The sequence below is a fragment of the Agromyces sp. NPDC055520 genome (assembly GCF_053619715.1).
This window is the reverse complement of sequence record NZ_JBSHJY010000002.1, coordinates 84,970-108,695: the sequence shown is the minus strand read 5'-3', so window position 1 is coordinate 108,695 and position 23,726 is coordinate 84,970. Positions and strand designations below refer to the sequence as shown.

16 protein-coding genes are annotated in these 23,726 nt (G+C 71.4%); 4 read left to right on the top strand and 12 right to left on the bottom strand.

The window, feature by feature from the left end; translation table 11 throughout:
• Positions 1–70: 70 nt before the first annotated feature.
• Positions 71–1,468 carry an isochorismate synthase gene (locus ACWGST_RS02145; protein WP_452045065.1) on the top strand — a complete coding sequence of 466 codons (1,398 nt, stop codon included), beginning with the start codon at positions 71–73 and terminating at the stop codon, positions 1,466–1,468.
• A gap of 189 nt (positions 1,469–1,657) precedes the next feature.
• Here ACWGST_RS02145 and ACWGST_RS02140 read toward each other — a convergent pair whose 3' ends face one another.
• From ACWGST_RS02140 to ACWGST_RS02130, 3 genes are read right to left on the bottom strand one after another with little or no spacing between them, the layout of a single operon-like run.
• Positions 1,658–2,515: a polyphosphate kinase 2 family protein gene (locus tag ACWGST_RS02140; protein WP_452044986.1), complete on the bottom strand. Its 858-nt coding sequence runs from the start codon at positions 2,513–2,515 to the stop codon at positions 1,658–1,660.
• Positions 2,516–2,569: 54 nt separating this feature from the next.
• Positions 2,570–4,723 carry a 2-succinyl-5-enolpyruvyl-6-hydroxy-3-cyclohexene-1-carboxylic-acid synthase gene (gene menD, locus ACWGST_RS02135; protein WP_452044985.1) on the bottom strand — a complete coding sequence of 718 codons (2,154 nt, stop codon included), beginning with the start codon at positions 4,721–4,723 and terminating at the stop codon, positions 2,570–2,572.
• On the bottom strand, positions 4,716–5,150 hold the full coding sequence (locus tag ACWGST_RS02130; protein WP_452044984.1) for a PLD nuclease N-terminal domain-containing protein: 435 nt from the start codon (positions 5,148–5,150) through the stop codon (positions 4,716–4,718). Before ACWGST_RS02130 ends, menD begins: the two co-directional genes overlap by 8 nt.
• 72 nt (positions 5,151–5,222) lie before the next feature.
• On the opposite strand from ACWGST_RS02130, the gene ACWGST_RS02125 reads away from it, so the two are divergent.
• Positions 5,223–5,537, top strand: coding sequence for a DUF4229 domain-containing protein (locus ACWGST_RS02125; protein ID WP_452044983.1), 315 nt, complete (start codon positions 5,223–5,225; stop codon positions 5,535–5,537).
• An 84-nt stretch (positions 5,538–5,621) separates the two neighbouring features.
• On the opposite strand, the gene ACWGST_RS02120 is transcribed toward ACWGST_RS02125, so the two are convergent.
• The 3 genes from ACWGST_RS02120 to ACWGST_RS02110 form a co-directional block, all read right to left on the bottom strand.
• A complete protein-coding gene (locus ACWGST_RS02120) occupies positions 5,622–6,692 on the bottom strand; it encodes a 1,4-dihydroxy-2-naphthoate polyprenyltransferase (RefSeq protein ID WP_452044982.1) in 1,071 nt (356 codons plus the stop codon).
• 28 nt (positions 6,693–6,720) lie between these two features.
• Positions 6,721–7,980 (bottom strand): AMP-binding protein, encoded by a 1,260-nt coding sequence (locus tag ACWGST_RS02115; RefSeq protein ID WP_452044981.1) that lies wholly within the window; start codon positions 7,978–7,980, stop codon positions 6,721–6,723.
• 91 nt (positions 7,981–8,071) lie between these two features.
• On the bottom strand, positions 8,072–9,028 hold the full coding sequence (locus ACWGST_RS02110; protein ID WP_452044980.1) for a 1,4-dihydroxy-2-naphthoyl-CoA synthase: 957 nt from the start codon (positions 9,026–9,028) through the stop codon (positions 8,072–8,074).
• A gap of 52 nt (positions 9,029–9,080) precedes the next feature.
• Between ACWGST_RS02110 and ACWGST_RS02105 the strand changes: the two genes are divergently transcribed.
• A complete protein-coding gene (locus ACWGST_RS02105; RefSeq protein ID WP_452044979.1) occupies positions 9,081–10,082 on the top strand; it encodes an o-succinylbenzoate synthase in 1,002 nt (333 codons plus the stop codon).
• Positions 10,083–10,222: 140 nt separating this feature from the next.
• Entirely contained in the window at positions 10,223–10,654 is a 432-nt protein-coding gene (locus ACWGST_RS02100; RefSeq protein ID WP_452044978.1) for a hypothetical protein, read from the top strand.
• A gap of 113 nt (positions 10,655–10,767) precedes the next feature.
• Here ACWGST_RS02100 and pulA read toward each other — a convergent pair whose 3' ends face one another.
• The 6 genes from pulA to ACWGST_RS02070 all read right to left on the bottom strand — a co-directional run bounded on the left by pulA (position 10,768) and on the right by ACWGST_RS02070 (position 23,723).
• The gene (gene pulA, locus ACWGST_RS02095; protein ID WP_452044977.1) at positions 10,768–16,893 is read right to left on the bottom strand and encodes a pullulanase-type alpha-1,6-glucosidase; all 6,126 of its coding nucleotides are present in this window, start codon (positions 16,891–16,893) and stop codon (positions 10,768–10,770) included.
• Between the two features lie 156 nt (positions 16,894–17,049).
• Positions 17,050–17,280, bottom strand: a complete 231-nt coding sequence (locus ACWGST_RS02090; protein ID WP_452044976.1) for a hypothetical protein — start codon at positions 17,278–17,280, stop codon at positions 17,050–17,052.
• A gap of 148 nt (positions 17,281–17,428) precedes the next feature.
• Positions 17,429–20,002: an ATP-binding protein gene (locus tag ACWGST_RS02085; protein WP_452044975.1), complete on the bottom strand. Its 2,574-nt coding sequence runs from the start codon at positions 20,000–20,002 to the stop codon at positions 17,429–17,431.
• Positions 20,003–20,077: 75 nt separating this feature from the next.
• Positions 20,078–21,148: a c-type cytochrome biogenesis protein CcsB gene (gene ccsB / locus ACWGST_RS02080; RefSeq protein WP_452044974.1), complete on the bottom strand. Its 1,071-nt coding sequence runs from the start codon at positions 21,146–21,148 to the stop codon at positions 20,078–20,080.
• A gap of 9 nt (positions 21,149–21,157) precedes the next feature.
• Complete coding sequence (gene resB / locus ACWGST_RS02075) at positions 21,158–22,987, bottom strand: cytochrome c biogenesis protein ResB (protein WP_452044973.1); 1,830 nt, start codon at positions 22,985–22,987, stop codon at positions 21,158–21,160.
• Positions 22,971–23,723 (bottom strand): cytochrome c biogenesis CcdA family protein, encoded by a 753-nt coding sequence (locus ACWGST_RS02070; RefSeq protein WP_452044972.1) that lies wholly within the window; start codon positions 23,721–23,723, stop codon positions 22,971–22,973. The genes resB and ACWGST_RS02070 overlap by 17 nt, the downstream gene beginning before the upstream one ends.
• Positions 23,724–23,726 lie beyond the last annotated feature (3 nt).

Below are 23,726 nucleotides of genomic sequence, written 5' to 3'. Positions count from 1 at the left end.
GTCCGCGGGAGAGGAAGGGCGGGCCGAGCGCGCGGCGTAGGCTGGGGCGGTGAGTCAGACGGATGGCGCGGTGCAGGCCGCGAGTGCTCGGCTCGTCGTTCGCACCGTGGCCGTCGATGAGACCGAGCCGTTGATCAGGCGCGCCGACCCGCGGAATCCGCTCGTGTGGATGCGCCGCGGCGAGGGCATCGTCGGGCTCGGCGAGGTCGTGCGCATCGAGACCGGGGGCCGTGGCCGCGTCGACGACGCCGCCGCGGCCTGGCGGTCGCTCGCCGCGCAGGCCGAGATCGACGACCGAGTCGGCCTGCCGGGCACCGGCCTCGTGGCGTTCGGCGCGTTCGCGTTCGCCGACGAGTCCGAGGCGACGAGCGTGCTCATCGTGCCCGAGCTCGTCATGGGCCGCCGCGACGGTCGCGCCTGGGTCACGCGCATCGCGCTCGTGCAGGGCGATGAGGCGACGGATGTCTCCGGCTCCGCCGATGCGGGGAGCGCGGTCGGCGGTGAGGTCGGCAGCGCGGTCGACACTGGGGCCGGCACCGAGGCCGGCGCTGAGCTCGGCGCCGATGTCGATTTCGACATCGCGCTGCCCGAACCGGCGCCGCGACGACAGGTGCCGCGCGTGGCATTCGAGCCCGGCGCCCTGCCGCCCGAGGCATACGAGGCCGCCGTCGCCGAGGCCGTGCGGCGCATCGACGCCGGTGAGCTCGAGAAGGCCGGCCGACTCGAAAAGGCCGGCCGGCTCGAAAAGGTCGTCCTCGCCCGCCAGCTCGTCGGCCAACTGCACGAAGACGCCGGGCTGCGCGCGACGATCAACCGGCTCGCCGAGGATTACCCCGACACCTGGGTCTTCGCCGTCGACGGGCTCATCGGCGCGAGTCCCGAGACGCTCGTGCGCGTCGACCACGGCACCGTCTCTGCACGTGTGCTCGCGGGCACGGCCTCGCGCGGTGCCGGCGAGGCCTCCGACCGTGAACGGGCACTCGCCCTCGCGGCGTCAGAGAAAGACCGCGCCGAGCACGCCCTCGCCGTGGAGAGCGCGGTGAAGCGGCTCGCCCCGCACACCGCCCGGCTCGACGCGAGCCCCGAGCCCTTCACCCTGCAGCTGCCGAACCTCTGGCACCTCGCCACCGACCTCAAGGGCACGCTCGGCGACGGCTCGAGCTCGCTCGACCTCGTGCGGGCCGTGCACCCGACGGCCGCTGTCGCGGGCACCCCGCGCCGCATCGCTCTGCCCGCGATCGCCGAGCTCGAGGGCTTCGACCGCCGCCGCTACGCCGGCCCGGTGGGGTGGATCGACGGCGGCGGCGACGGCGAGTGGGCGATTGCGCTGCGCTGCGCGCAGGTCGACGCCGACGGCACCGTCACGGCATATGCCGGTTGCGGCATCGTGCACGACTCGGTGCCCGCCGACGAGCTCGCCGAGACCGTGATGAAGTTCCGGCCGATCGTCGAGGCGTTCGGCGGCTGAGCCGAGCCCCCCGGTGGTCGGTCTCGATACGCTCCTTCGTCGCTACTCGACCACCGAACCTATCGAGACCCGGCACCCGGTCTCGATACGCTCCTTCGTCGCTACTCGACCACCGAACCTATCGAGACCCGGCGGTCGGTCTCGATACGCTCCTTCGTCGCTACTCGACCACCGAACCGACCACCGGGGTCAGCTCGCCGCGAGTCGCGCCTGCTGCTCGGCGACGTCGTAGTCGGCCTTCGGCCAGTCGAGGTTCATCGCCTCGAGCGCGTCGATCAACAGGTGCTGCACCGCCAGCCGTGCGTACCACTTGCGGTCGGCGGGCACGACGAACCACGGGGCATCCGTCGTCGATGTTCGCTCGAAGACGGTCTGGTAGGCCGCCGCGTAGTCGTTCCACAGCAGGCGCTCGTCGACATCGCCGGGGTTGAACTTCCAGTGCTTGTCGGGGCGGGCGAGCCGCTCGGTGAGCCGCGCCTTCTGCTCGCTGCGCGAGATGTGCAGCATGACCTTGATGATCGTCGTGCCCGTCGCCGCGAGCTCGGCCTCGAACTCGTTGATCGCGCCATAGCGTCGCTCGATCTCGTCGGGCGGTGCGAGCTCGCGCACGCGGCCGACGAGCACGTCTTCGTAGTGCGAGCGGTCGAACACGCCGATCATGCCCGCGCCCGGCACCTGCTTGTGGATGCGCCAGAGGAAGTCGTGCTCGAGCTCTTCGGCCGTCGGCTTCTTGAACGCCGCGAGCTGCACGCCCTGCGGGTCGACCGCGCCCATGACGTGCTTGACGATGCCACCCTTGCCGGCCGTGTCCATGGCCTGCAGCACGAGCAGGATGCGCCGCTCGTCGCCGCCCATGCGGCTCATCGCGAACAGTTGCTCTTGCAGATCGGCGAGGATCTCGGCGCCCTCGGCGAGCGCCTCCTGCCCCGCCTGCTTGTCGCCGTCGAAGCCCGGATGCGCGTGCGAGTCGATCGCCGCCAATTCGAAGCCGTCGCCCACGCGCAGCAGATCGGCGGGGTCGGCTTGCCAGAACGTCTCGCTGCTCATGGGTACATCCTGCCGAGCGAGCGGATGCCACGGCAAGGGTCAGCGCGGCAAGGGTCAGCGCGGCAGCGGCACCTCGAGGATCGACGGCCCGTCGACGCGCGTGCCGAGCGCCTCATCGAGTTCGCCGCGGGTCGTCGCGCGCGAGTAGCTCCAGCCGTAGGCGGCGGCGAGCGCTGCCAGGTCGACATGCTGCGGTGTGAATTGCACACGGTCGAAAGCATCGGCAGGGGCGGATGCCGCGACCTCGAGCGCATCGAAGATGGTGCCGCCCCCGTCGTTGCCGACGATCAGCTGCACCCGCGGGCGCGACTCGCCCTCGCCGAAGAGCAGCGACCCCACGTCGTGCAGCAGCGTCAGGTCGCCGATGAGCGCGCGGGTGACGCCGGCGTGCGCGCCCGAACCGCTCCCTGAGCTCGTCGAGGGGAGGCCGGTGGAGGCCGGGTTCGCTTCGCTCCCCAGCGGCACTGCCGTCACGTCGCTTCGCGACGCGCCGGAACCGGCCGCCGTGGGCCCAGGCTCAGCGACCGGACTCGGCTCGGCGAACGGGGGCGGCGCCTGGCTGGCGATCGCGATGCCGACGGCGGTCGCGACGGTGCCGTCGATGCCGGCGAGCCCGCGGTTCGCGTGCACCGGGATGCGCCGGCCGGGCACCGCACGGTCGGCATCGCGGATCAAGCGCGACGCCCCGAACACGAGCCGGTCGTGCGGCCACGTCGCCGACCAGATCGCGTCGACGAGCGTGCGGCGGGTGACGGGCGCCCGCATCGCGGCGAGCTGGGCCTTCATGTACTCGCGCTGCGCCTCGAAGTCGGAGACGTGTCCGGTCTCGTCGATGCCGTCGCGCTGCAACGGGGCGGGGGGAAGCCCGGCGTCGACGAGCAGGCGGCTCGCGCGCACCCAACGGCCCGTCCAGGCTCGCTCTTCGGTGCTCTGCTCGTGCGGCACGGCATGCACCGCGCGTTCGAAGCGCCCGACGCTGTGCCCCGGGTTGAACCACTCGATGCCCCACGGCGCGACGACGATCGTCTCGACCCCGTCGCGCTGCACGAGCGCCGGCACCTCGCGGGAGAGCGTGGGATGCCCGAACACCACGACCCGCTCGATCTCGTCGCCGAAGCCGGGTTCGTGCAGCAGTTCGCGGTAGGCGACGACGAGGTTCGGCCCGAACCGGGCGCCGCTCGAGACCTCGGCGAGCAGCGGCCAGCCACCGTCGCGCGCGAACTGCTCGGCGTCGGGGCCAGCGCCCGCACCCGCGACGACGACCGTGCGGGGGCCGGGGGCGATGGGAGCGCCGGCGCTGCCCGAGCGCTGTTCGCTCCCTGAGCCTGGGCCCACGGCGGCCGGTTCCGGCGCGTCGCGAAGCGACGTGACGGCAGTGCCGCTGGGGAGCGAATGGAGACGGGCGGCCGCGGATGCGCGCGCTTCGACAGGCTCAGCGACCGGGGGGCGCTCAGCGACCGGAGGGCGCTCAGCGGCCGGAGGGCGCTCAGCGGCCGGGGGCAGCGCATCAACCGGGGGCAGCGCCGCCGACAACGGCTCGCTGAACTGCAGGTTGAGGTGCACCGGCCCGGGGCCCGGATGCGGCACCAGCCGCCCCTCGGGGTCGCGGCCGAGCGCAGCGGCGACCCCGTCGCGGGCAAGGCGCGCCGCGGCATCCGCTTCGCCTGATGCGCCCCCTGGCGGGGCGACGTCGCGCTCGAGGCGCACCGCACCGGCGAAGAGGCCGGGCTGCATGGTCGTCTGGTTCGAGCGGATGCCGCGGAGTTCTGCCGGCCGATCGGCCGAGAGCACGATCAGCGGCACGCCCGAGTGATGGGCCTCGAGCACGGCGGGGTGCAGGTTCGCGACGGCGGTGCCCGATGTCGTGATGATCGGCACCGGGCGGCCCGACTCGACCGCGAGGCCGAGGGCGAGGAACGCGGCGCCGCGCTCGTCGATGCGAACGTGCAGACGCACGGCCCCGGCGCGTTCGAGTTCGGCGGCGGCGAGTGCGAGGGCCTGCGATCGCGACCCGGGCGCGACGACGAGGTCGGTGACTCCCAGCTCGACGAAGGCGGTGAGCAACGACCAAGCGGCGTTGCTCGCGGGGCTCGCGGTGTGCACCGCGTCGAAGTCGCGCACCGCGCCGAAGTCGCGCACCGCGCCGGCGGCGTGTGCCGCGTCGGCGATGTGCGCCTGGCTCGCCGACGGGCGGGCCGGCTCAGCCATTCGGGCGGCTGGACGGACCGGGCTCACCCGGCGTATCTGGGGTGTCAGGCCGCTTGTGATCGGCGCCGGCGGGCCCGCCGGGGGTTTCCTCGGTTCCGTCTGAAGGGCCGTCGAGCTCGGCGAGCTCTTGCTCCATGCGGCGGATGCGCTCGTCTTGCTCGGCTTCGGTGCCGAGGCGCCGAAGGAACTCGGTGTCGTCATCGGGGGCGAGGGTGCGCCGCGTACCGCCCGACGCGCGATCGGCGCGGCCTCGGCCGACGATGAACCAGAGCAGGCCGCCGACGATCGGCACGAAGAGGATGACGACGATCCACCAGCCGCGGCTCAACCCACGAATGCGCATCCGGTCGAAGAATGCGCAATCTGCGATGGCGAACACGGTGAACACCACCGCAGCCACGGCGAGCACCACGTACAACCTCACCATGGCCTCAGTCTAGGCGTGTCGGCGGCATCCCGGCTGTGAGTGCGCTCAGGCGTACCGACCTAGACTGATCGGGTGAAATCCGTGCCCGCCTGGATCTGGTACACCGCACTGCGGGTGCTGCTGTTCGCCGTTCCACTCGCGGTGCTGCTCATCGCGCAGGTCGACCCGTGGGTGTCGACGATCATTGCCGCGGTCTTCGGGCTGAGCGCCTCGCTCATCTTCCTCCGCCGCCCGCGCGAGTCGATGGCCGGCGACCTGTACGCCGCCCGCCACCGCGAGAAGCCGATCGTGAACGAAGACGACGAGGCCGAAGACGCCGCGATCGAGGATGCCGCGCACGAGGATGCCGCGCACGAGGATGCTACGCAGGAGCCGCGCGACCGCTGAGCCTCCGGTGGTCGAGTAGGCCCGCCAGGGCCGTATCGAGACCGGGTACCGGGTCTCGATACGCTCGCTCCTCGGCGACCGTGCTCAGAACGCGAACGCCAGCCCGAGCCCGACGCCGTAGACGAGTGCCGTGAGGCTCGCGAGCTGCAGCGCGATGATCAGCTCACGCGGGGTCTTCGCCGTGATCACGATCACGCACGCCGGCAGCGCCGCGAGCAGCGCGAACATCACGAGCCACGCGGGCGGGTAGAGCAACGCGAAGAACGCGACGATCGCGAACGGCACGAGCATGAAGATCGCGAACAGGATGCGCCCGGCGAGCGGACCGATGAGCACGGCCAGCGTGCGCTTGTCCGCGACCTTGTCTTGCGCGACGTCGCGCAGGTTGTTGGCCATGAGCACGGCGCAGGCGATGAGTCCCACACCGACGCCGCCGACCCAGGCCTCGAAGTTGACGGTGAGCGCCTGCACGAACGCCGACCCGGCCGTCGCCACGAGACCGAAGAACACGAAGACGAAGAGCTCGCCGAGGCCGTAGTAGCCGTAGGGGTGCCTGCCGCCGGTGTAGAACCAGGCCGCGACGATCGCGACCGCGCCGACTGCGAGCAACCACCACTGACCCGTCACGATCGTGAGCGCGAGGCCCGCGAGCGCCGCGAGCGCGAAGAAGCTGAGCGCGACGGCGAGCACCTGCTTGGGTTCGGCGACCCCCGAGCCGGTGAGTCGGGCGGGACCGACCCGGTGCTCATCGGTGCCGCGCACCCCGTCGGAGTAGTCGTTGGCGTAGTTGACGCCGATCTGCAGGGCGAGCGCGACGACGAGGGCGAGCAGGGCGCGCGCCGGGTGCCACGGTCCGTCGGGAATCGCCACGATGCCCGCACCCGTGCCGAGGGCGACGGGGGCGATCGCGAGCGGCAGGGTGCGCAGGCGCGCGCCCGAGACCCAATCGGCGGCCGTCGCCCGGTCGCGCGCTGGCGCGTTCGGGGTCACCGGGCCGCGCGCGGCCTTGGCCGGATTGCCGCTGCGCCCCGCCGTGCGGGACTTCGGCGCGGAGGAATTCGGCGCGGGCGATTTCTGTGCGGCGGACTTCGCTGCGGGCGACTTCGCTGCGAGGTCGGCGGCGGGATTCAGGCGTTGGGGTTTCGGGCGTGCCACGCGATCCATGCTAGTTCGAGCTCACGCCCTACTGCTCGGGTTCGGCCAGCAGCTGCGCGAGACGGCGCCGATCGGGTTTGCCCGAGGCGAGCAACGGCATCTCGTCGAGTCGCAGCAGTCGCACGGGCCGTGCCGCGGGCGCGAGCCCCGCGGCATCCGTCACGGTTGCGAGCCGTGCCAGCTCTGCAGACCGCGCCGGCTCGCCAGACGGTACCGAATCGGCACGACCGGTGGATGCCGCGGCTCCCGTCACCGCGACCGCCGGCCGTTGCCCCCACTCGGCATCGTCGACCGCGATCACCACGGCGTCGGCGAACCCCGGAATCGCGCGGATCGCGCGCTCGACCTCGCCGAGCGCGACCTTGACGCCGCCCGAGATGATGAGGTCGTCGGCGCGCCCCGTGATGCGCAGTCGACTGATGCCGTGCTCATCGACCGTGAGCTCACCGAGGTCGCCCGTGCGGTACCAGCGCGTGCCGTCGGCATCGGTGGTGAATGCCGCGGCGGTGCGTTCGGGGTCGTCGAGGTAGCCGCTCGCGAGCATCGGGCCGCTCAGCTGCACCTCTCCCGCGACGGTGCGCACGTCGACGCGCGGCAGCGGATGACCGTCGTAGACGCAGCCGCCGGCCGTCTCGCTCGAGCCGTAGGTGCGGTGCACGCGCGCACCCAGCTCGGCGGCGCGCTCGACGAGCCCCGGCGGCGCGGCCTGACCGCCGAGCAGGATCCGGTCTAAGGAGCCGAGCGCGGTGCCGACCGAACGGTCGTGCTCGGCCGCCTCGACGAGCCGGGCGAGCTGCACGGGCACGAGCGAGGTGTACCAGGGGTGGTCGGAGTCGAGCGTGCGCGCGGCCTCGACGAAGGCGGCCGGCGTGAACCCGCCGTCGGGCATCACGACGGGCCGCGTGCCGGCGAGGATCGAGCGAGCGAGCACCTGCACGCCCGCGATGTAGGTCGCGGGCAGGGCGAGCAGCCACTGCCCGGGCTCGCCGCCGAACCACTGCTCGGTCGCGAAGGCGCTCGCCCGCAGCGCGGATGCCGAGAGCATCACGCGCTTCGGGGCATCCGTCGATCCGCTCGTCTCGACGACGACCGCCACGTCGTCGGGCACGAGCCCGGCGATGTGGTCGCCGCGAGCCGGCTCGGTGTCGCCTGGCACCGGCAGCACGGCGAGCGCCGCCTCGTCGAAGAGCAGCGCGAGCCGGAGCTGAGCGAGCAGTGCCGCCGTGTCGCCTGCGGCAACCCGGATGAGCGGTTTCACGCCGGTGTTCCCCGTTTCTTCGTAGGACATCCGCCGCTTTGTATGACGAACTGCGACGAAACCGTCCTACACAGGGACGATCGTCCTACATTCGCATTCGCCGCTCGCGTCGCCAGAGGCATCAGTAGTGCCACGGGTAGGGGCCCCAGTCGGGGTCGCGCTTCTCGAGGAAGGCGTCGCGGCCCTCGACCGCCTCATCGGTGCCGTAGGCGAGGCGCGTCGCCTCGCCGGCGAAGACCTGCTGCCCGACCATGCCGTCGTCGACCGCGTTGAACGCGAACTTCAGCATGCGGATCGCCGTCGGCGACTTCGTGAGGATCGTGCGGGCCATCGCGATCGCCTCGGCTTCGAGTGAGGCGTGCGGCACGACCCGGTTCACGGCGCCCATCTCGTAGGCGCGCTCGGCCGAGTACTCCTCTGCGAGGAAGAACACCTCGCGCGCGAACTTCTGCCCGATCTGGCGGGCGAAGTACGCCGAGCCGTAGCCGGCGTCGAAACTGCCGACATCGGCATCCGTCTGCTTGAACCGACCGTGCTCGCGCGAGGCGATCGTCAGGTCGCAGACGACGTGCAGCGAGTGCCCGCCGCCCGCCGCCCAGCCGGGAACCACCGCGATGACGACCTTCGGCATGAAGCGGATGAGCCGCTGCACCTCGAGGATGTGCAGGCGCCCGAGGTTCGCCGGGGTCTCGATACGCTCGCTGGCGCTCGCTACTCGACCAACGGGCTCCTCGTACTTGTAGCCGTCGCGCCCGCGGATGCGCTGGTCGCCGCCCGAGCAGAATGCCCAGCCGCCGTCTTTCTCGCTCGGCCCGTTGCCCGTCAGCAGCACCACGCCGATGCGTGGGTTCGTGCGCGCGTCCTCGAGCGCGCGGTAGAGCTCGTCGACCGTGTGCGGCCGGAACGCGTTGCGCACCTCGGGCCGGTCGAACGCGATGCGCGCGATGCGCCCGTCGTTCGAGTGGTGGTACGTGATGTCGGTCAGGCCGCCGGCACCGTCGGGCCCGACTCCAGCGACGGTGGATGCCGCGTCGACCCACTCGCTCGCATCGAACAGTTCAGACACCTCGGCGCTCATACCCCAACCCTAAGCCGCCCGACTTCGCGACCCGGGGTGCGAGACTGGGCATATGCTGCCCGAGCCGAACGAACTGCTCGCCACCGCCAGAGTCGTGGCCCTTCCCCTCGTGACGCGGTTCCGCGGCATCGACGTGCGCGAGGCGGTGCTCTTCGAGGGCCCCGAGGGCTGGACGGAGTTCTCGCCCTTCGTCGAATACGGCGACGACGAATCATCCGCTTGGCTGGCCGCGGCCATCGACTACGGCTGGGTGCCGGCGCCGCCCGCCTTCCGCGACCGCATCCCGGTCAACGCGACCGTGCCCGACGTCGACCCCGACAGCGTGGCCGCGGTGCTCGCCCGATTCCCCGGATGCCGTACGGCGAAAGTGAAGGTCGCGAGCCCCGACCAGACGCTCGCGCAAGACGTCGCCCGCGTGCGCGCCGTGCGCGAGGCGCTCGGCCCCGAGGGGCGGATCCGCGTCGACGCCAACGCCGGCTGGAACGTCGACGAGGCCGAGCACGCGATCCACGAGCTCGCGCCGTTCGACCTCGAGTACGTCGAGCAGCCCTGCCCGAGCGTCGCAGAGCTCGCCGAGATCCGCCGCCGCACGAAGTACATGGGCGTGCCGATCGCCGCCGACGAGAGCGTGCGCCGCGCCGGCGACCCGCTCGCCGTCGCCGAAGCCGGGGCCGCCGACCTGCTCGTGATCAAGGCGCAGCCGCTCGGCGGCATCCACCGCGCCCTCGAACTCATCGGCCGCACGGGCCTGCCGGTCGTCGTCTCGAGCGCCCTCGACACGAGCGTCGGCCTCGCGATGGGGGCGCAGCTCGCGGCATCCATCGCCTCGCTCGAATTCGATTGCGGCCTCGGCACCGCGTCATTGCTGGCAGCGGATGTCGCGCGGTCGCCGCTCATCCCTGACGGCGGGTCGATCCCGGTCGGGCGCGTGCTGCCCGACCCCGCGCTGCTCGACCGGTACGCCGCATCACCCGAGCGCACGGAGTGGTGGATGGACCGCATCGTGCGCTGCCACTCGGTGCTCGCCGAGTCCGCCGCCTCGCCGGCCGAGTAGCCCCCGCACTGGGGGTCGGCGAGGCGGGCTCGACGCCCGTCGGTCAGGGTCAGCACGGATGCCGCCCTCATGCGCCCGCACGACGGTTGAGGTCGTGCGCGCCGCCCGGGTGCGCCTCCGACCCATTCGAGGGGAACCATATGTCCAAGCGGACCTTGACCAACATCACGGCGGGCCTCGCGCTCGCCGCAGCGGGCGTGCTCGCCACCGGCGCCGGCGCCTATGCGCACGAGTGCTTCAACCCGAACCGCTCCGAACAGGGCAACGCGGGAGCGTCGAACTCGCAGACGTGGCTCACCGTGCACATCGAGGAGCTCACCATGGGCCTGCCCGAGGACGACGCGGCGTGTGTGCTCGACGCATACGCGGCAACGGGGGCGCCGAGCTCGTTCACGATCAAGATCAAGGGTGCGAACGGCTCCGGCGGCACGATCGGGGCCAACAACCCGAACGTCGACGTCAAGGCCGCCGACGGCAAGGGCATCGACGAGATCTTCGCCGCACACGGGGCCGACATCGCCGGCAGCTTCATGGCGTGCGGCGTCGAGCTGCCGTTCCCGCCTGAGGGCTGAGCGGCCCATCCCGATGGTCGAGTAGCGACGAAGGAGCGTATCGAGACCCTGTACCAGGTCTCGATACGCGCCCTCCTTCGTCGAGCGCTACTCGACCAACGGATGGGTGCGGATCACCAGAGCAGCAGCGGCACCGGCACCGTCTGGGAGTCGGCATAGCCCTCGTCGCCGGTGAAGACCGCATGCACGAGGTGCACGCCGCTGCCGAGCTTCGGCAGCTTCAGGTTGACCCGCCCCTTGTCGTTCGCCGTCAGCACGACCTCGGCGAGCTTCGTGCCGCCCTCGTACACCGCGAAGGTGCCCGTCGGAGTCGAGCCGTCGAGCGCGACGACCTTCGCGACGTACTTCACGGCTGCACCCGACTTCGCGACGAGCTTGTCGGGCGCACCGGCGGCGAGTGTCGCGACCGCCGGCGGCGCCTGCTCGTCGACGAGCACGGCGACACTGCGGGCCGGCACGGTGACCGTTCCCGTCGCGGCATCCCACGTCGTTGTCTTCACGACCGCGTCGGAGCCGTTCGCCTGCGCCTCGGCGAGGGCGAACTCGCGCCCGGCGAGCCCGTCGACCGTCTCGGTCACCGGCACGGGCGAGGCGTTGAACACGACGAGCGCACCGTCGAGCTCGGGGTCGACGTCGTCGCCCACGAGGTCGTCGATCTGCATCGCGATCACGCCTGGCGTTGCGCCCGGCCCGCTGTTCGGGAACGTCACCTTCTCGTCGATGAGCGCGGCCGAGCCGAGCTGCAGCAGGTCGACCGTCGACCGCACGCGCAGCAGATCGAGAGCGGATGCCTCGGCCGCAGCGATGTCGGCAGCGCCCGGCTTCAGCGCGGGGTCGGCGAGGAGCGGAGCCATGATCGGCCACTTGCCCTCGTTGTCGGCGGCCATCGGCAGGCCCGACCCGAAGGTCGACTCCTGGCCGGTCCAGTCGATGCGGTTGAACCAGTCGCCCGAGTTGTAGCTGTTGCGGTCGAGCGATTTCGAGCGCAGCAGCTCGGTGCCGGCGTGCCAGAACGAGGGCGACTGCGACAGCGTCACGGTTGCGAGCTCGAGGGTGTTCATGCGCACCCGGTCGGCCATCGAAGTGCCCGTCGGCAGTTTGAACACCGAGAGGTCGTAGAGCGTCTCGTTGTCGTGGGCGTCGACGTAGTTGATCACCTCGTCGGGCTGGTCGGCGTAGCCTGCCGGTGAGCCCCGGTAGTCGAGCGCGTCGCCGCGCACGACCTGCCCCGAGGCATCCGTCAGCTCGTAGCCGCGCAGGTTGCCTGCCAGGCCGAGCTTGACCAGGTCGGTCTGGTGCCCGAGATCGGTCAGCTGGTCGGCCTGCGACGGCGTGCCCGGCCGGCCGTTGGGGTCGGTGCCGAGCCCGGTGCCGAAGCCCTGCTGGAACGTCGACGAGCCGTCGACCGGGCTGCCGCCGTGCACGGCGTCGCGCAGCCGGTCGTTGAACGTGCCGATGCCGGTGCCGCCGAGCTGGCCCTGCGTGGCCTGCTCGAAGAGGGCGTTGTTCGCGACCTCGCCGAAGTTCCAGCCCTCGCCGTAGAGGTAGACGGATGACCCGTCGACGCCGTCCTTCTCGAGGGTGAGCTCGTCGAGCGCGGCGCGCACCGCGAGCATGTTCGCCTTCGAGTGGTGGCCCATGAGGTCGAAGCGGAAGCCGTCGACCTTGTACTCCTCGGCCCACAGCACGACGGAGTCGACCATGAGCTTCTGCGCCACGTCGTGCTCGGTCGCCACGTTCTGGCAGCACGTCGAGGTCTCGACGTTGCCGGCCGCGTTCAGGCGCTGGTAGTAGCCCGGCACGATCTTGTCGAGCACCGACTTGGCACCCTGGCCGCCCTCGGCGGTGTGGTTGTAGACCTCGTCGAGCACGACCTGCAGGCCCGTGGCGTGCAGCGCGCCGACCATCTCGCGGAACTCCTCGACTCGGGCGCCGCCGTTCGGGTCGACGGCGTACGAGCCCTCGGGCGTCTGGAAGTGGAACGGGTCGTAGCCCCAGTTGAAGCCGTCGAGGTCGCGGATCGCCGCGATGCAGGCCTGCTGCTCGGGCGATGCCGGGCCGAACGAGGCGAGGTCGCACGCCGGTGTGGCCTGCGCCGCGCGCTGCTCTTCGATCGTCGCGATGTCGAACGTCGGCAGCAGGTGCACCGTGTTGATGCCGGCGTCGGCGAGCTGCTTCAGCTGCTTCGTGCCCGCCGAGTCGCGCGTGAACGCCCGGTAGGTGCCGCGCTCTTCAGCCGGCACGGTCTCGTCGCCGATCGAGAAGTCGCGCACGTGCAGTTCGTAGATCGCACGGTCGACCGGGCGCTCCACGACCGGCGCGGGCGTCGCGGCCCACTGGTCGGGGGCGAGCGACGGGTCGTCGAGGTCGACGACGACCGAACGCACCGAGTTGGCCGTGAGGGCGACCGAGTACGGGTCGGTGACCGAGTTCGTCTCGATCTCGCCCGTCGACGGGGCGTAGACCTCGACCGACCAGCGGTACTCGGCCCCCGCCGCAAGCGGTTCGCCGTCGGCACCGTCGGCGCCTGCGACCGACCAGATGCCGGTGGCGGCATCGAAGACGGCGGGCGTCGTGACGGGCTCGCCGGCCTCGCCGGTCGGGAACACCTGGAGCGCGACATCCTGCGCGGTCGGCGCCCACAGGGCGAGCGACGGTTCGCCGCCCTGCCAGCTGACACCGAGCGATTCGGATGCCACGGCGTCGCCGTAGATCGCATCGAGCACGCCGGGCAGCTGCACGCCGGTGAAGGCGGTCAGCTCGCCGCCCGTCGTCGTGCCGGCCGATGCGCGCTGGGCAACCGCGAGCTGCTCGGTGAGGAGCGCCTGCACCTCGCCGCGGTCGAGGCCGACCGGGCGCAGCGCGAGGTAGCCATCGAGCGCCGGGAACTCGGTGAGCTGCGCCTCGGTCAGCCCGGCCGGATCGAGTTCGAGCACGACCGGGTCGCCGCCGCCGGTCACCGTGCCGTCGGCCACCGCGAGCGAGGCGTCGCCCGAGTGCTCAAGGGTCCACGAGACATCCGTCGCCGCCGCGCCGCCGAGCAGTGCAGCCGGCCACGCGAGCGTGTCTTCGCCCACCCAGTGCGCGCGCGCCTCGCCCGTGCCCGCGAGCGGCGGGTCGGTCACGACGATTTCGAGCACGTGCGTGGCGAGCGTGTAGCGGAACTCGACGAGCTTGCCGGTCGTCGCGGAGAACGTGTAGTTGCCGCCGCCCGGCACGCCGTCGACACCGTAGTTCTCGTTCCAGCTCTGACCGTGCGCGACCTTCGTCTCGTAGTCGCCGTCGGGGATCGACGAGGTCGCGAACGTGTAGACGCCGTCTGTATCGCCGTCCTGCATGAGGGTCGCGAGGCACTCGGGCTGCCAGTCGCCGGGGCATCCGACCTCTGATTGGAAGCTGCCCGGCAGCGTCACGACGGGGCCTTCGGCCGTCGACGAGAACACGTGGGTGTTCGGGTTCCAGAAGAAGGTGATCGGCCCGCCCGGGTGCGAGTAGGCGACGTTGCCGCCGTTCAGCTCGCCGTTCGCGCCGTAGTTGACGTCCCAACTGCCGTTGATCGCGACCTTGTACTCATAGTCGCCGGGCGCCACGTCGAAGGTGCCCGCGTAGATGCCGTCGGCGCGCAGCGTGAGCTTCGCGGCCTCGCAACCGGGAGTCCAGTCGCCCGCGCAGCCCATCTCGGAGTTGTGCGAGCCGGGCACCGTCACGAGGTCGATCGGCTGCTCTGGCTGCTCCTCTTCGACAAGGTTCACGGCGTTGCCGACGCTCGCATACGTGCTCGCCGCGGCGCGGTTGCCCGCGGCGTCGGTCGAGATCGCGCGGTACTCGACGAGCGTGCCCTTAGCGAGGCCCGCCGTGTCGTGGAAGACGCGGGGGCTCGTGTCCTCGGCGGTGCCCAGCTCGTGCCAGGCGGCGTCGCCCGTGGCGCCGGCGATGCGCCAGGCGAAGCTCGTCTCCTGCCAGGTGGCGTCGTCGACATCGGCGACGACAGGGGTGATGCCGGTCACACCGGCACCGGCGGCCGGCGTCGCGACCGTGATGGCGGATGCCGCGTCGGGCGCGCTCACCGCGCGGTCGGCCGTGAGCACGACGGTGCCGAGCGCCGGCACGGTGACGGATGCCACGCCATCGGCGTTCGCCACGATCGGCGCCCCTTCGACAGGCTCAGGGAGCGAGGAGTCGTAGAGCGGCGAGAACACGCCGTCCTTCGTCAGCGTCGAGACCTCGACCGTCTTCGCGGCGTTCGAGTTGTTCGACGCCACGAGGTACTCGACCCGCTCGGCGCGGTCGACCCGGCTGAACGCGTAGACGCCGGCGCCGTTGTCGACGTAGCGCTCGATCTGCGCGCCCGTCGCGAGGGCGGGGTTCGCTGCGCGCAGGGCCGAGAGCTCGGCGATGTGCGTGTACAACGGGGCATCCGTCGCATAGCGGTCGACGCTGCCGGCCGTCTCGCCCGTGACGAGCGGTTGGTTCTGGTACTCGGCCACCTGGCTCGCGAAGAGCGTCTGGCGGGCGTCCTTGTCGCCGCCGGTGCCGGCGAAGCCCTGCTCGTCGCCGTAGTAGACGACCGGCTGGCCGCGCGTCAGGAAGAGCAGCTCGTGTGCGAGCCCGTCACGTGCGAGCGGGGCATCCGTCGACTGCAGGAAGTAGCCGATGCGGCCCATGTCGTGGTTGCCGAGGAAGGTCGGCAGTGCCGTCGCCGACGAGTCGGCCGTCGTGTAGTAGTCGTCGCCGGCGAAGAGCGACTGCAGGTTCTTCGCAGAGTTGCCGGCCGCGAAGCTCGTCGCCTGCGACTGGAACGTGAAGTCGAGCACCGAGTTCATGTCGGTCTTGCGCACGTACGGGCTGAGCTTGACCGGGTCGGCGTCGTAGACCTCGCCGAACATGAAGAAATCGGGCTTGCCCGCGGCGTGCGCGTAGTCGAGCACCTGCGTCGACCACTGCTGCCAGAACTCGAAGTTCACGTGCTTGGCGGTGTCGATGCGGAAGCCGTCGATGCCGAGATCGATCCACGTGTCGTAGACGTCGACGAAGCCGTTCACGACGGTCGGGTGCTCGGTCATGAGGTCGTCGAGGCCCGAGAAGTCGCCGTACGTGACCGACTCGCCCTCCCACGTCGAGTCGCCGCGGTTGTGGTACAGCGTCGGGTCGTTGAGCCAGGCCGGCACCTTGACGGTCGCGTCGTCGCCCGTGAGCTTCGGCGTGTACGGGAAGCTCGTCGCGGCGTCGAGCGCCGGGAAGCCGGCGCCAGTGTCGGCGCTCGCGTAGTCGGCCGGGTCGAAGGCGGTGCCGTCGGCCGCGCGGTACGGGCTCGTCGCCTGATCGATGTAGGAGTACTGCTGCTGCTCGTTGTCGATGACGTCGGCCGTGTGGTTCGTGATGATGTCGAAGTAGACCTTGATGCCCTTGGCGTGCGCCTCGGCGATGAGCGCCTCGAGCTCGGCGTTGGTGCCGAGGTGCGGGTCGATCTGGGTGAAGTCGGTGATCCAGTAGCCGTGGTAGCCGGCGCTCGCGTTCGCGCCCTCGCCCTGCACGGGCCGGTTCTTGAAGCTCGGCGTCAGCCAGATCGCGGTCGTGCCGAGCCCGTCGATGTAGTCGAGCTGCTCGCGCAGGCCCGCGAGGTCGCCGCCGTTGTAGAAGCCCTTGTCGGTGGGATCGTAGCCCGTCGTCATGCGGTCGCCGGTGAGCCCGCCCTCGTCGTTGGCAGTGTCGCCGTTGGCGAAGCGGTCGGTCATGACGAAGTAGAACGTCTCGTCGCTGCCGGGCTGGCGCACGGGCGCGGCCACGAGCTCGGCGTCGGTCGACTCGTCGTAGGCGCCGCGCAGTGTCGCATCCGTCGCCTCGAGCCCGACCTTCTTCAGGTTGTCGTCGAAGACGACGCGCACGGCAGTGTCGCCGGCGACGGTCAGCGGGATGTTGTCGCCCCCGCCGTTGAGCCCGTACGCCTCGTCCCACGAGTCGTTCACGGCGACCTTGTACTCCCACGTGCCGGCGGGCACCGTGAAGTCGGCCGCGAAGACGCCGGGGGTGGCGGTGGCGGTCAACTCGGTCTCGGCGCAGTCGGGCGCCCAGTCGGCGGCGCAGCCGAGCTCGCTCTGCAGCGAGCCGACGAGGGCGAAGGTGCGCGGTTCGTCGGCCGCAGCTGCGGCGAGGCCCGGTATGACGGTCAGCGCGGATGCCGCGAGCCCTCCTGCCACCACGAGGGCGAACCAGCTGCGAGCACGTGCGCGTTGCGTCATCCTTGACTCCCGACTCCTGCGGCACGCCGACGTGCCTCCGACCACTGCGGGCGACGCTAGCAGCGCGGCCGACGTTAATGCAAGCGTTTGCACTCGATCATGTGCCGTATTGGCGGGCAACTCGTCGTCGCTGCACCTTCTCGGATGCAAACGCTGTCAGAGGAGGCGGGAGAAGGTCACCTCTCGGAACCGGTCGTTGCGGAGTCGCTCCGCCTGCTGCCGCAGTTCGTGGAGCTCGGCGAGGGACTCGGGGCTGCGGCGCCGCTCGGACTCGCTGCTCCATGCGACGAGGGCGAGACCGACGCGGCGCGAGAGCCGGCCGAAGATGCTCGGGCGCCCGGACGGGCGAACGAGCGGGGAGACCGGGGTGACGGCTGCGCTGTTCATGATGACTCCTGGGTGGTGTTCGTCGGGCTCGGATCGGGCCTGTTTCCGTTCTACGGCGAAGCGCACCCGCGATCATCGGCGACGACTACCGAGATCGCGGCGCAGCACTACCGAGATCGGTCGCAGCGACTACCGACGGCCGGACGCCTCACGCGAGGCGACCGAGCACCTCGGGAGCGAGCCTCGCCGCATCCTGCCGCGTCGGCACGCCGAGCTTGGCGAGCACGGCCGCGACGTGCGTGTCGACCGTGCGCACCGACAGCACCAGCCGATCGGCGATCTGCGCGTTCGTGAGCCCGTCGGCCACGAGCCGCAGCACCTCGAGCTGCCGCTCGGTGAGGCCTTCGGGATTGTCGCGCGTCGGCTGCCGCGGGCCGCGCGGGATCGACCGCGCACCCCGGTCGCGCAGCTCCGCGCGCACCCGTCGGGCGAGCGGATCGGCGCCGAGGCCGTCGAGGATCGCGAGCGCGGCGAGCAGGTCGTCGACGTCGGGGCTCTCTGCGAGCGCGGATGCCTCGTGGTACGGGCATCCGCGCTCCCGCCAGAGTTCGGCGGCGCGCCGCCAGTCGCCCCGTGCCTGCACCGCGAACGGGTGCTCGGTGTCCGGCACGTCGACCTCCTCGCCGGCGCGCCGGAGGAGCCACGCGAGTTCGGCCTGCAGGTTCCGATCCGCCCACCGCACCGCCTCGTCGAAGACCGGGCGCGCGATCGCCCGCACCTCGTCGAGGTCGCCGCGGAGCAGCGCCGCCTCGGCCCGCGCCGCCGACACCGGCCCGGTGCGCTGCAACTCCCCGAGCCGCTCGGCGATGGCCCTCGCCTCCGCGAGCACGGATGCCCCCGAGTCGCCGTCGCCGCGCCGCACCTGCACCGTGCCGATCACGATGAGGGCGACGCACTGCGCCTGCGGCAGCACCGCCGAGACCCCGGCGACGGCGGCGAGCGCCTCGTCCCACTGCGCCCGCGCGAGGTGCAGTCGGCCGCGTTCGACCTGCTGGTACGTCCAGAGCCCGAGCACCTCGGTGCGTTCCGAGAACGCCATCGCCGGTTCGAGGTGGCGCTCGGCGAGGTCGAGGCGGTATTGGTCGAGCAGGCTCCAGACCAGGTTGACGTGCGCCCGGGCGGCGTCGTCCATGAAGCCCGCGGCTGCGGCGATGTCGGCCGCCTCGAGCAGCTCCCGCATGCCCTCGTCGTCGTCCTCGAACAGATGGGCGGTGCCGAGGTTGTTGAGCGCGTGCGAGAGCGCCCGCTGCTCCCCCGACTCCCGCGCCAGGGCGACCGCACGCGTCGCCAGTTCGATCGTGCGAGGCAGGTCGTGGGCGAGCATGGCGAGTTGGGCCTCGTTGCTGAGGGCGAGTGCGAGCAGGCCGTGGTCGCTCGAGTCGGCGAGCACGGCGGATGCCTCGGCCGCCGCCCGCTCGGCACCCGGCCGGTTGCCCGCGATCCACTCGAACCTCGACAGCCAGCGCAGGCTCGCCCCGAGGGCGTCGACGACACCGAGCTCCCGACGGAGCGCGATGACCTCGAGCTGTGCGGCGACCGCCTGCGGCTCGTCGCCGAGCAGATACGCCTCGATCGCGTACTCCTCCATCAGGTCGGCGCGCGTGGCGGTGTCGTAGCGTTCGCCGTGCGCGAGTGCCGCACGGAAGTGCGCGGCCGCCTGGCGGTGCGCACTGCTCACCGCGGCATCGCGCGCCGCCGTCGGCGCCCACTCCACGACGGCGTCGACGTCGCCGGCCTCGATCGCATGCGAGACGATTCGACCCGGGTCGGCGCCGACCTCGAGGAGCATCTCGAGCACGCGAGCGTTCAGCTCGATGCGGCGGGAGGCCGGCAGGGCGTCGACGATCGCACGCCGCGTGAGCTCGTGCCGGAACTGCACCCCGTCGGGCCGCACGGTGAGCAGGCCGCCCTCTTCGGCGACGGCGAGCGAGCTCGACCCCTCGGGCACGAGCCGAGCGAGCTCGTCGGCGCCGACGGCCGAGGGCACGACCGCGAGCTGCTCGACTCGCCCCTGCGTGACGGCGTCGAGGCGGTGGAGGCGCGCGGTGACGGCGTCGACGACAGTGCGCGGCACCTGCGCGGCATCCGCCGAGGTCACGAGCTCGCTCACGAAGTAGGGGTTGCCCCGGCTGAGCGCGTACACCCGGTCGGCGTCGGCGCCGCGCTCGCTCGCGAGCGACCCGACCGCCGCGGGCGACAGCGGCCGGAGCGCGAGATGCCGCACGCCGCTCGGCAGCTCGCCGAGCAGCCTGCCGAGCGGATGCTCCCGGTCGAGCTCGTCGTCGCGATAGGTGAGCACGAGCACAGCGGGCAGCGGTTCGATGCGACGCGCGATGAATCGCAGCGCGTCGAGGGTGGCCTCGTCCGACCAGTGGGCGTCTTCGATGACGAGCACCGTGGCGGGGGCCGACGAGAGCTCCTCGTGCAGCGCCGCGAACACCTCCTCCCGCTCGCCCGCGCGAAGGGCCCCGCCGAGGCGCGGGCCCACCTGCGGGATCAGGTCGCGCAGCGGCCCGAGCGTGCGGGGCGTCGAGAGCGCGTCGCACGCGCCGACGAGCACCCGGCTGCCGCCCGGCGGCTCGTCGCGCAGCGCGTTCACGAGGCTCGACTTGCCGATGCCCGCCTCGCCGTGCACGAGCACGACCCCGCCGCGCCCCTCGGCGGCCGCGCGCACGGCGTCGCCGAGCTCGGCGATCTCACCCTCGCGTTCGAGCAGCCTCATAGAGCGATGGTGCTCGCTCGCATGGGCGACCGCAATGCTTGCGCGGATCAGGCGCCGCGGATCAGCGCCCGCGACTCAGAGACCCGAGTACGCGTGCAGTCCCTTGAAGAACAGGTTCACGACCGTGAAGTTGAAGAGCACCGTCGAGAAGCCGATGATCGCGAGCCACGCCGAACGCGAGCCGCGCCAGCCGCGCGTCGCACGAGCGTGGATGTAGCCGGCGTAGACCACCCAGATGATGAAGGTCCACACCTCCTTGGTGTCCCAGCCCCAGTAGCGGCCCCAGGCCTTCTCGGCCCAGACCGAGCCCGCCATGAGGGTGAAGGTCCACATGATGAAGCCGATGATGTTGATGCGGTACGCGAGGTTCTCGAGCGTGACCGAATCGGGCAGCGTCGCGAGGAACGTGAGCTTGGCCGCCTTCGCCGTGGCGACGATCGACTCGCGGCGCGCCTGCATGAGCTGCACGACCGAGAGCGCGAAGCCGAGCGCGAAGAGGCCGACCGAGGCGCTCGCCACGAACACGTGGATGACGAGCCACACCGACTGCAGCGCCGGCGGCAGCGGGATCGGGCTGACGTAGAAGTTCAGCGCCGCGACGCCGAGCAGCACGAGCACGAGGCCCGTGATGAAGGTGCCGAGAAAGCGCAGGTCGTGCTTGGCGACCACGATCACGATGAGGAAGACCGTGGTGATGATGAGCGTGCCCGTGAGCGCGAACTCGTACATGTTCGCCCACGGCACCCGGCCGGCGGCGAGGCCGCGCAGCACGTCGGCCGAGAGGTGCAGGATCCACGCGAGCACCGTCATCGCGACCCCGACCCGCAGCGCGGGCGAGCGGCCGTAGGCGATCTCGCCCTCCTGACCCGGTCGCGCCGCATTCAGGCGAGTGGATGCCGCCGGCTTCGCCGTGCCCGCGGTGCTCGACGGGCTCGCTTCGCTCGAAGCGCCTGCCGCGCCGACGGCGACACTCGCCTTCGATTCGACACGGGCGTTCGACGCCGCGCGAGCCGAGGCATCCGTCACCGCCGTCGCCGCCGCTGAGCGGCGCGCGAGGTCGATCGAGAACGCGATGAAGGCGATCGCGTACACGACCATGGCCGAGTACACGCAGAGGATGGAGATCTCGTCGAGGGTCAGCTGCACTGTTCTACCTTACGTCGAAGACTTCTCGGTGGCACCTGCGGTTTCGGCGGGTGCGGGCGGCCGGGCGGGCCCGGCGTGCTTGTCGGCGAACGCCGCCACGGCGTCGTCGAGTCCGGGGTCGTCGCCGCGGGCGAGCGCGGCGTACTCGAGCACGACGCTGCCGTCGGCCTTCGTCACGGCCTTGACCCACATGCGCCGGCGCGGCACGAAGAGCGAGACGAGGAGCCCGCCGAGGATGAGCGCCGCGAAGGCGAGCACCCACATCTGCGTCGGGTCGTGGTGGATGTCGAAGCTCGCGAAGCGCGAGACGCTCTGCGAGTAGTCGCGCTGCGCGTCGGCGTCGGCCGCGTCGGCGTCGGCGTCGGCGGCGTCGGCGTCGGCCGCGTCGGTGTCGGCGGCGGGCGCGGCGCCCGGCGTCACGTCGTCGAAGGTCACCGTGCCGAGGTCGTTCGGCAGTTCGGCGGTCTCGCCGGGCTGCAGTTCGATCGAGTCGACGCCCGTCTTGCCGCCCGTGAGCTGCTGCATGGTCGACGGGTCGAGCGTGTACACCGAGGTCGGCGCGCCCTCGTCGATGCCGAGGTCGCCCTCGTAGACGTTGAGCGTCAGCACCGGCAGGATCAGGTCGGGGTAGCTCGAGGTGTAGGCGCCCGAGGTGAGCTCGGTCTGCGTCGGGTAGAAGAAGCCGACCATGCCGAGCTGCTCGGGCATGCCGTCGGGCACCTTGACGACACCGATCGAGGTGAGGTTCGCGTCTTGCGGCAGGAAGGGCACGGCGTCGGTGAAGACGACGTCCCCGTCGGCGTTCCGCACCGTGATCGTCGGCGCATAGCCGTTTCCGAGCAGGTAGACGTCGGTGCCGTGCGTGTAGAGCGGCTCGTTCACCTTCACCGTGCGCTCTTCCGGCTCGCCGCCCTGCCCCTGCACGGTCACGTGGGCCGTGAAGTCGATGGGCTGGCCGATCGCATGCTGGTTGCGCGTCTCGTAGACCGCGTCGAGGCTCTCGAGCGTCAGGCCGTACGGCGTGAGGCTCGTGTCGGTGAAGAAGCGCCCCGGGTTGAACGAGTCGTAGGCCGCGAGCGTGTTCACGAAGGTCTGCCCCTCGACGATCACGCGCTGACCCGAGAAGCCGAAGCCGCCGCCGAAGCCGACGGCCACGAGCACACCGACGAGGGCCGTGTGGAAGACCAGGTTGCCGGTCTCGCGCAGGTAGCCTCGCTCGGCCGAGACGGATGGCTCGCCGCGCAGCTCGTACCGCTCGACGCGGTAGCCCGCCTGCCGCAGCTGCTTCGCAGCGGAGTCGATCGCTGCCGCAGCGCTCTCCGTTGATCGAGTAGCGAGCGACGAAGGAGCACGCGTATCGAGATCGACCGGAAGGGCGCGCTCGGTGTACCCCGCGAGCCGCGACAGCCGCACCGGCGTGCGCGGCGGCCTGGCCCGCAGCGCCTCGAAGTGGTGCTTCGTGCGCGGAATGATGCAGCCGATGAGCGAGACGAAGAGCAGCAGGTAGATCGCCGAGAACCAGGCCGAGGTGTAGACGTCGAACATCTGGAAGCCGTCGAGGATCGGTGCGAGCCTCGGGTTGTCGTCGAAGTACTGCGTGACGCCGTTGGGGTCGCTCGAACGCTGCGGCACGAGCGAGCCGGGCACCGCGGCGATCGCGAGCAGCAGCAGCAGCAGCAGCGCGGTGCGCATGCTCGTGAGCTGGCGCCAGGCGAAGCGCAGCCAGCCGACGAAGCCGAGCTTCGGCTGGTTGACGGGCGTCTCGCCGGGGTCGGCCGCGGTCGAGTCGATGTGGTCGGCGGGCCGCGACGGCGCGCCGGGGTCAGATTGCGGGGACAAAACCCGTGATCACCGCCTGCAGTTCGTACATCCAGATCGACCAGATGCCCGTCACCATGAGCACGCCGATCACGATGAGCAGCGCACCTCCCGCGATGTTGATCGCACGGATGTGGCGACGGAGGAAGGAGAGCGAGCCCGTGACCCAGCTGAAGCCGGCTGCCACGAGCAGGAACGGGATGCCGAGGCCGACGCAGTACGCGAGGCCGAGCAGCACGCCACGGCCGGCCGAGGCGGAGTCGGCGCTGAGCGCGAGCACGACGGCGAGGGTCGGGCCGATGCACGGGGTCCAGCCGAGGCCGAAGACCACACCGAGCAGCGGCGCGCCCGCGAGCCCGGTCGCCGGGCGCCACGACGGCTTGATCGTGCGCTGCATGAATGTGAACTGGCCGATGAAGACGAGCCCCATGAGGATGAGCAGCACGCCCGCGATGCGCACGATCACGTCGGCGTAGCGCACGAGCCACGAGCCGGCGAACCCCGCGACGAGGTTGAAGCTCACGAACACCACCGTGAACCCGGCGATGAAGAGCAGCACGCCGAGCAGCAGCCGCCGGCGGTTCCTGCGTTCGGTGACGGCGTCAGCGGATGCATCCGTGAAGCCGCCGAGGTAGCCCAGGTACCCGGGCACGAGCGGCAGCACGCACGGCGAGAGGAACGAGACCAGCCCGGCGGCGAGCGCGATCGGCATCGCCGCGAGCAACTGCCCGTTCAGCACGATCTCGCCCGCGCCCATGCG

Coding starts and splice junctions, on each gene's coding strand:
- ACWGST_RS02140 (WP_452044986.1), bottom strand. CDS start 2,515: ATGAGCAGCGAGACGTTCTGGCAAGCCGACCCCGCCGATCTGCTGCGC.
- menD (WP_452044985.1), bottom strand. CDS start 4,723: ATGGCTGAGCCGGCCCGCCCGTCGGCGAGCCAGGCGCACATCGCCGAC.
- ACWGST_RS02130 (WP_452044984.1), bottom strand. CDS start 5,150: ATGGTGAGGTTGTACGTGGTGCTCGCCGTGGCTGCGGTGGTGTTCACC.
- ACWGST_RS02115 (WP_452044981.1), bottom strand. CDS start 7,980: ATGTCCTACGAAGAAACGGGGAACACCGGCGTGAAACCGCTCATCCGG.
- ACWGST_RS02110 (WP_452044980.1), bottom strand. CDS start 9,028: ATGAGCGCCGAGGTGTCTGAACTGTTCGATGCGAGCGAGTGGGTCGAC.
- ACWGST_RS02105 (WP_452044979.1), top strand. CDS start 9,081: ATGCTGCCCGAGCCGAACGAACTGCTCGCCACCGCCAGAGTCGTGGCC.
- ACWGST_RS02100 (WP_452044978.1), top strand. CDS start 10,223: ATGTCCAAGCGGACCTTGACCAACATCACGGCGGGCCTCGCGCTCGCC.
- pulA (WP_452044977.1), bottom strand. CDS start 16,893: ATGACGCAACGCGCACGTGCTCGCAGCTGGTTCGCCCTCGTGGTGGCA.
- ACWGST_RS02090 (WP_452044976.1), bottom strand. CDS start 17,280: ATGAACAGCGCAGCCGTCACCCCGGTCTCCCCGCTCGTTCGCCCGTCC.
- ACWGST_RS02085 (WP_452044975.1), bottom strand. CDS start 20,002: ATGAGGCTGCTCGAACGCGAGGGTGAGATCGCCGAGCTCGGCGACGCC.
- ACWGST_RS02070 (WP_452044972.1), bottom strand. CDS start 23,723: ATGGGCGCGGGCGAGATCGTGCTGAACGGGCAGTTGCTCGCGGCGATG.